Genomic DNA, 7,889 nt, shown 5'->3' on the forward strand with positions numbered 1-7,889 from the left:
TCCGGGTGCGTTGGTCCGTATATGTGCATACGATCCCAGTAGTCCGATTGGGTGCTTCCCGAAGGAGTTGACGACGGGATGAACAAAGAGCAGAAGCGGGATGTCCGGGCGGCCATCGCGAAGGCGCAGGAGGCGGCTCAACCGCCGCGCGCTCCGGGACACGGCTTCAGCGGTCCGGTACGGAGCAAGGTGAAGGGCGGCCTGCACACGAAGGCCGCGCTCAAGCGAGCCGGCACTCCGCAGGGCGACCGTATCGGCGAACGCAGCAGTGGCCTGAGCTGACCGTGATGGCACAGCCCTTCCGGCCCGCGCCGGAAGGGCTTCGTGCGCTCCGTCGCAATCCGGCCTGAGCCGGTGCGATCCGGCCGGATCCCGCCGCTCACCCACCGGGGCCCGCGCATTACCGTGACGTGACCATGAACGACACGCAGCGCGAGGAGCGGCTGTGGCCGCGCTCGCGGCTGCCTGCCTGGACCTCCACCCTGACCTGGAAGGCCACGGTCTTCATCACCCTCATGTGCTGCGGGCTCGCGGCACTGCTGGGCTGCCTCGTGCACGGCGCCATGACCCGCCAGACCGTGGGCTCGGCCCGGGAGAAGGCGCTGACCCGGCTGGAACGGACCATCGAGGCCTACGAGACCGGTGCGCGCATGCCCCGTGGCGAGGGCATCGACCCGGCCGGCCTGCCCCCGGAACTGCGCGCCCTGGCCGTCGGCGGCCGGCGCGGCACGGCCGTCGGCACGTACCGGGGCCGGCCCGTGATGTGGGCGGCCGGACCCGCCGCCCACGGCAGCGCGATAGGCGTCTCCGTGGACTTCCGCGCGAGCGAGCGGACCATCGCCGAACTGGACCGGGCCATCCTCGGCTCCTCGGGGCTCGCCATCGGCGCCACCCTCCTCATCGGCGCGTTCGTCGTCACCCGGATCACCCGAAGACTGCACCTGACCGCGCAGGTGGCCCGCCGGATCAGCGCCGGCGACCTGGACGCGCGCGTCGACGACAGCACCCGCAGCAAGGACGAGGTGGCCGCGGTCTCCCGGGCCCTGGACACCATGGCCTCGTCGCTGCAGGGCAAGCTCGAAGCGGAACAGCGGTTCACGGCCGATGTCGCCCACGAGCTCCGCACCCCGCTGACCGGCCTGAACGCGGCCGCCGAACTCCTGCCGCCGGGCCGCCCGGCCGAGCTCGTACGGGACCGGGTGCGGGCGATGCGCTCGCTGACCGAGGACCTGCTGGAGATCTCCCGGCTGGAGACGCGCAGCGAACGCCTGGAACTGGACTCGCACGACCTGGCCGACCTGGCGGCCCGCACGATCCGCGCCTCGGGCACCGACACGGCCCTGGAGGTGCGGGGCGCGCGCGGGTTCCTGCGGGTGGACACGGACCGGCGGCGCCTGGAGCGGATCCTGGGCAACCTCGTGGCCAACGCGCACCGCCACGGCGCGGCCCCGGTCACGCTCACGGTAGAGGGCCGGAACCTGACCGTGACCGACTCGGGCCCCGGCTATCCGGAGTACCTGCTGAGCTCCGGCCCGCAGCGGTTCCGTACGGAGGGCACGAACAAGGGCCACGGGCTGGGCCTGACCATCGCCGCCGGTCAGGCCCGGGTCCTCGGCGCCACCCTCACCTTCCGCAACCGGGAGGCGGGCGGCGCCGAGGCCCGCGTCACGCTTCCAGAGCCCGTAGCACCGGGAGCAACCGCGCCTCCTCGCCGTCGAGATGCGCCTCCAACTCCCGGCTCATCCGCTCCACCCGCTCGCTGAATCCGGCCCCCGGCGCGTCCAGGGCGCGTACCAACTCCTCCTGGAGCCGCGCGATCGTGGCGTGCTCGGCACCGATCCGGCGGAAGAACTCCCGCATGTGCGGATGCTGTTGCTCCAGGTACGGGAAGAGGCCGGCGTCCTCGCTCCGGTGGTGGAACTCCAGCGAATGGCAGAACGCCAGGCAGTGCTGGCGCAGTTGCAGCCCGAGGGAGGCCGCCCCGGCGCCGCTCGGCTCCGCGCGCGCGAGTTCCCGTACGAGGGCCAGCTGCGCCCGCAGCCAACCGTGCACCTCGAGCAGCTTCCCGGCGATCCCGCCTTCCTGGGACGGGACCTCGTGCGTGCGCTGGAGCGCCACGACGGGGATCACCCGCCGGGTGCCCGCCTGGTACTCGCCGTAGCCGGGCTCCGCCTGGACGATCCGCGCGAACAGCTCGTCCCGCCGGGCCCCTTCGGCGGGCACGGCGACGGCCTCGTACTCCTCGGTCCCGGTCTCGACCTGGACGAGGGGCAGCGCGAGCAGGTTGTGGTACCAGGCGGGATGCCGGTCGGCCCCGGCGGCGGACCCGACGACGAGCAGCTCCCCGTCGCCGGTCCCGCGGGCGAAACCGAGCGGAACGGTGTGCGGCTCACCGGACCTGGCGCCGGTGGTGGTGAGCAGGATCAGCTCGGAGCCTTCGAAGGGTCCGCCGACGCGGCCGGCGTTCGCCCTGAACTCTTCGATGACGGACTGGTTGAAAGATGACACGGGGTGTGGATTTCCTCACGGTGTGTGTGCGTGCGAGAGCAGCGGAACAGCCGAGGGAGATCACCCGTAGCCGGTGGCGTACATGCCCATGGGCCCGGTCCTTCACCAACAGGTGCCTGCCCGACCACCGCCCGGCCCACTTCTCAGTAGGCGGCGTCACGCGACACGTGCGTCATATAACCACAACGCGAAGAGGCCCCGCGATCGATATCGACCGCGGGGCCTCGTCCGTGCCCTCGGCAGGATTCGAACCTGCGACACCGGCTTTAGGAGAGCCGTGCTCTATCCCCTGAGCTACGAAGGCGGGTGTTGATGTTGCTTCGCCGGATACCTTACCGGATCTGGGTTCTCTGCATGAGGTACTTCGGTTTTCGCAGGTCAGCGGCTGTGCCGGATGCCTGACGGCTGGTCCGGAGCTTCGGCTCCGAGTCTCGTCTTTCCCTGTCTTTCCGGAGTCGTCCAACCCCTTCTGTCCCCCGGTTGTCCCCCGCTCATCCCCCGAGAGTGTCCCCCGTGTGTCCTCCGGCGGACCGCCCCGGCGGGAGCGTGGACACTCCTGCGAAGCAGTCCTCCCAGGTCGGAGCCCCTGCGGAGAACGGGTGACACCCGCTATCCGATCGCGATCCGAGGGAGAGAAGAAGGCGAGCGGGGAGCATCAGGAGGGGAGGATCATGCGCTGCTGACCGATGTGCCACACGCACCGGGCGTAGAGGCGGTTGTAGTCCGGCTCGGCCCCTTCGTCGGTGGCGTTGCAGGGTTCGCCCCGGCCGGCCACGGCTCGGTAGAAGAAGCCGTACTCCTCGCACTCCTCCGTGCCCGGCCAGCGGCCGGACCAGATCGTGAGGCAGGTCGTACCCGGGTGGCAGGAGCCGCGCTGGAAGCCGGTGAGCGCGCAGCGGGCGACGTCGCAGTAGTTGGTGTGCAGGGTGCCGGGTTGGGCCTGGCACCCCGGGCAGGTGTCGGAGTCGGGGGCGGCTTTTTGCGGGGCAAGGACGAGTTCGCCGAGCCAGAGGGTTCGGAGGCGCTGGCCGACTTCGCGGCCGTCGGCGACGGAGTGGAGGTTCAGGGTGCGGTGTAGGACTTCGCGGAGGTGGAGAGTGGGGAGCTGGGCGAGGGCCCAGTGCAGGCTGAGTTCGCCGGTGGGGCGCCGGATGATCCAGGTGGTTCGGCAGCGGGGTGAGGCGGTGATTCGGATGTCAGGGTTCGTGGTGAGTCGGGTGATTCGAGCACCGTTCTCTTTCAGCCATTTGTTGGCCGTGTCCGTGTGTATTTTGATCAGGGTTCGGCGCGCTATGTCCAGGTTCGATGCCGCTGCTTGCTCCAGGTCGATGACGGGTCCGCGTTCGGGGTCGTTGTACGCCGTGGCGACGGCCTGCGGGCCGTGCCGGCGGTCGGTGAGGCGCAGGGTGTGGGGTGTGCCGAGGATCGTGAAGGTCTCGCCGTCGAAGAGGGTCTTGGCGGGGTTGGTGGGGGCCTGCTCGCAGAGCTTGTTCAGCTCTCGGTAGACCCAGTGCTTGCGGCGGGTGACGAGGGCGCGGGCCTCGTCGTCGGTGAGGGTGTGCGGGCCGCGGACGGTGATGCCCTCGCGGGGGGTGACGGTGAGGTCGGTGGTGGTGCGGTTGCTGGTCTTGATGGTGATGGTGACGCCGCCGTGGTTGGCGGTGCGGGTGGCTTGGCCGGTCATGGCTGGTGGTCTTTCTGGTTGACGGGGTGGCGGTGTGACCGGCACCCCGTATCTGAATTCTGCTATCCATGAGGGGTGGGTGCGGTGTGCGCACCCACCCCTGAGGGGCGTCCTACTTCTTCTGCCGGGCGGGCCGGTACCGCTTGAGACCGTCGGCGTGGACCTCGGCTTCTACTTCGCTGAGCGTGTAGCCCTGGCCCTTCAGGAAGCTCAGCCAGGTCACGCAGTTGTCATCGACGTTTCGCCAGGCGCCGTCGTGCATGTTCTCGCTCTCGAACATGGCCGCCACCTGGGCCAGCAGCAGGCGCCACCGCCGGGACTTCGGTGTGGTTGCGATGAGCTTGGCGTAGGGGTTCTTCACCCGGTTCCACTGGTTGCGGTCCTTGTTGGGGTCCGGGAGGCCGAGGAAGGCGGAGATGAGCTCGGTCTTGGGGTTGCTGGCGTGCCGTCCGTAGTGGATGGACGTGCCGGTGATCTCGTTGAGGATCAGCGTCCAGGTGGCGTCGTCCGCCTCACCGTTCGCCGAGCACACCTTGGCGATGTACTCCTGGCGGACGCCCCTGGCTGTACGCCATGCCTTGTTGTAGCGGATGACCTTTCGGCGCGCGTCCAGCTCCTCGGGGGTGGACTTGTTCTTCTTGCTCGCGGCGGTGGCTTCGTCGGTCAGCTCGTGCCCGTACCGCTTCCAGTCGGTGCAGATCCATTCCACCTCAACCTCGCCGGGGGCCAGGGCTGCGGCACGTCCGGGGCACCTGGTGTGGTGCTCGGGCGTCATCGGATTGCCGATCTCGGTCACCAGGTCACTCAGGGAGCGGGACAGCTTGCTCTCCCGGTGCGACCGCCAGACCATGATCTGGATGTTCTGCTCGGCCAGCTCCTTGACGATGCGCTCCCGTTCCTGCTGCTCCTGCTGCTCCTGCCGCAGTTCGGCCAGGGCGTGAGCCCAGTTGCCCCGCTTGTCGCCGGGCTCCTTGTTGTCGCGGGTTTTGGCGCGCTTGAGCTTGGACAGGGCGCCGGGGACCTCTTCCACGGTCTGGTAGTCGGCCATCTCGACCAGGTCGAAGTCGGCGGTCGTCGCCTCCCGGAGGGCCTTGTCGCTGAGCTTGGCGGCATGCGGGGCGGCGGTGATTTCCTCCGGCGTGATGCCCAGGGCGCGGGCGGCGCGCTCGCGCTTGAGCTTGCCCACCGGCATCAGGGCCAGCTGTTCGGCGGCGTCGAGCACGTCGAGGGTCGATGCCTCGCGACGGTGGACGTTCTCGATCACGGACAGGGCCAGGGCCTCGTCGTCCGCGTCGCGAAGGTCCTCGCGGACGATGGCGGGCACCATCTGCACGGGCTCGCCGGCCGCGACCGCCTTCTGTGCCGCGATCAGGGCGGCCTTCATGCGGCGCTGTCCGAAGACGACGCCGAGCAGTCCGTCCTGTGCTCCGGTCTGCGGGCGCAGCAGCAGCGGGGTGTGGACGCCGAATTCGAGGACGGAGTCGATGAGCGCCGGGTCGGGCTCGGTGCCGTTGTCGTCGTCGCCACGCCGCTTGCGGTGGTTGTAGGGGTCGATGATGAGGTCGCGCGGGTCGACCCAGGTGAACTGCCCGGTGAATGAGGTGGTGGTCTCCTGCACGTCGTTGTCGGTGGTGGTGGGCTCGGTGGTGATCGCGGTCATTTCGGCTCCTTCGGAAGTGGGGTGCGGGCGGCAGGTTCGCCCGCACCCCGGCGGTCTGGGTGGGTTAGGCAGTGGTGGCGGCCTTGGTCTTGCGGGCAGTGGTCCGCCGCGGCGTGGTCGTCTTCTTCGCGGCCGCCGGCGGGGTGTTCGTGGCGGTCTTCTTCGTGCGGGGTCGTGCCTTCGGCGTCGGTGCGGCCTTGGCGGGCGCCTGAGCCTCGCGAGCATCGGCGGTCGGGGCGGGGTCGGGCTGGTCGGCCCCGGTGGCCGTGGACTCCGGTGTATCGGCGGCGGGTTCGGTGTGCTGCTGCTCACTGGCCGCCGGGGCCTCGGCAGGCTCGGTGTCCTTCGGAGGGTGAGGGGTTCCGTTCTGGCGGAGCTTGGGGCGGTGGCCGTCCATCGCGGGCAGGAGACGGGTGGTGATGACGTCCATGAGGCTGTCGTCGACGGAGGTGTCCTCGCGGAAGGTGACACCGGCGTGGTACGTGGGCTCGCCCTCGATCAGGACGTAGGTCTGTGCGGCGGCGCCGTCCCACAGGTGCCGGATGCCGAGCAGCGTTCCGGTGCTGTGGCCGTACTGGATCGTCTTCGGGTCGGAGGTGGTCTCGATGCGGGTCCAGTCCGGCCCGAGCCGGTCGGCCAGGGGCTCGGCCAGGAGGAGCAGGTCGATCAGGCTGATTCGGGCGCTGGTGGCGGTGGTCATGCGGTTCTCCAAGAGGTGTGGTGCGGGCGAGGGTTACGCGCGGGAGCAGACTTCGCGGATCAGCGCGGCAACGTCTGCGGGGAGGCTGGTGATCGTGTCGGTGGCGGGGGTGTAGCCGATGAAGAGGACTTCGCCTGAGACCAGTTGCGTGATCTGGGATTCGAGTTCGTCGGAGACTTCGGCGGCCCACGTGTTGAGCGGTTGGCCTGCGCGGTGGAGGCGGGCGAGGACTACGACGTTCGGGCCCTCCGGGCGCTCGATGTGTTCGACGGCCTCGGCGCTGTCGAGCAGGGCGCGGCCGATCACCCTGTGCTGCTGGCTCTGGTCGGCGCCGAGGTCGTATTCGCGGACCTTGCCCATGAGGTCGATGCGCAGGGCGGTGGTGGTGTCGGTCATGGCTTCTCCAGTGGTTGTCGGCCTTGGGTGCCCCCCCTCAGCTCGTAACTAAATTCTACTATCTACGAGGGGGGCGTCAAGTGCATTCATGCAGGTCAGGGCGGTGGTGAGGCTAGGTCATGCACCAGCCTGAATCACATCCGGGGTCGAACGGCAGCTCGTCCTGCGCCGCGCCGATCGCCTCGGCCAGCGGCCGGCCGGTGCGCGTCAGGAACACCTCGTCCCGGCCGAGCGCCGCGCGCCGCGCGTTCAGCGTCTCCTCGAGGTCGCATGCCCGACCGAACAGGTGAGGCCGGTCCCGAGCCAGTTCCGACCAGCCCGCCAGCGTCTTGGCAAAACCAGCACGCCGACTTCGGCGGGGCCTCCAGCCCCTCGTCCGCGATCAGCCCCAGGCAGTCCGTGCGCCGCATCCGAAGATCCAGCAGCGGGTACGTCACCCGCTCGTACGGTTCCACCCGCCGCGAGGTGGCCCGGCCGATCTCGTCCAGGGAGATCCCGACCCCGACCTCCGCCGGTGCCCCACGGTGCGCCCCTGCCGCGCGCAGCCAGCGGCCTGTCACCTTGATCTTGTGGTCCCTCGTGCAGCCGCGGGTGCCTGGGGCGCCGTTACTCATCCGCACCGGGATCGGCAGCGACCTGGACCCGGGTCGCATCAGGCGCTCCCACAGGGTCTCGGGCCGCCCGGCCCTCTGTCGGTGGAGGACGTGGAGGCGAAGGCCGTGCGCGCGGGCGTAGGGAGCGGCGACCCGCTCGACGTAGTCCAGGGTGCGCGGGTCCTCGCTGTCGTCCCCGACGTTGGCGAAGAGGAAGTCGCGGTGGGGGATCTGGCCGCGGGCGGCCAGCACCAGACACCTTTCCCTGCGGGTTGCCTGCCGCGCGAGAGCTCCCGGCGACTGTGCTGTGACCTGCGACCTGCTGGTTTGCCCTGACGTCACCCCTTT

General features: G+C 69.9%; 7 protein-coding genes and 1 tRNA gene. 2 read left to right on the plus strand and 6 right to left on the minus strand.

Annotated features, from left to right (window positions below):
• The first annotated feature begins 78 nt into the window (after positions 1–78).
• A complete protein-coding gene (locus ACGFYY_RS40000; RefSeq protein ID WP_365275158.1) occupies positions 79–282 on the plus strand; it encodes a hypothetical protein in 204 nt (67 codons plus the stop codon).
• Positions 283–416: 134 nt separating this feature from the next.
• Positions 417–1,763, plus strand: coding sequence for an ATP-binding protein (locus ACGFYY_RS40005; protein ID WP_393717210.1), 1,347 nt, complete (start codon positions 417–419; stop codon positions 1,761–1,763).
• On the opposite strand, the gene ACGFYY_RS40010 is transcribed toward ACGFYY_RS40005, so the two are convergent.
• The 6 genes from ACGFYY_RS40010 to ACGFYY_RS40035 all read right to left on the minus strand — a co-directional run bounded on the left by ACGFYY_RS40010 (position 1,666) and on the right by ACGFYY_RS40035 (position 6,948).
• Entirely contained in the window at positions 1,666–2,508 is an 843-nt protein-coding gene (locus ACGFYY_RS40010) for a nitroreductase/quinone reductase family protein (protein ID WP_393717212.1), read from the minus strand. The genes ACGFYY_RS40005 and ACGFYY_RS40010 overlap by 98 nt on opposite strands.
• A 231-nt stretch (positions 2,509–2,739) precedes the next feature.
• A tRNA-Arg gene (locus ACGFYY_RS40015) sits at positions 2,740–2,812 on the minus strand.
• A gap of 351 nt (positions 2,813–3,163) precedes the next feature.
• Positions 3,164–4,192, minus strand: coding sequence for a YgjP-like metallopeptidase domain-containing protein (locus tag ACGFYY_RS40020; protein ID WP_393717214.1), 1,029 nt, complete (start codon positions 4,190–4,192; stop codon positions 3,164–3,166).
• 112 nt (positions 4,193–4,304) lie between these two features.
• Complete coding sequence (locus ACGFYY_RS40025; RefSeq protein ID WP_393717216.1) at positions 4,305–5,852, minus strand: ParB/RepB/Spo0J family partition protein; 1,548 nt, start codon at positions 5,850–5,852, stop codon at positions 4,305–4,307.
• Between the two features lie 64 nt (positions 5,853–5,916).
• Positions 5,917–6,552, minus strand: a complete 636-nt coding sequence (locus tag ACGFYY_RS40030; protein WP_393717218.1) for a hypothetical protein — start codon at positions 6,550–6,552, stop codon at positions 5,917–5,919.
• A gap of 33 nt (positions 6,553–6,585) precedes the next feature.
• A complete protein-coding gene (locus ACGFYY_RS40035) occupies positions 6,586–6,948 on the minus strand; it encodes a hypothetical protein (RefSeq protein ID WP_393717220.1) in 363 nt (120 codons plus the stop codon).
• Positions 6,949–7,889: the final 941 nt, after the last annotated feature.

Source organism: Streptomyces sp. NPDC048331 (assembly GCF_043201215.1).
Lineage (GTDB): Bacteria > Actinomycetota > Actinomycetes > Streptomycetales > Streptomycetaceae > Streptomyces.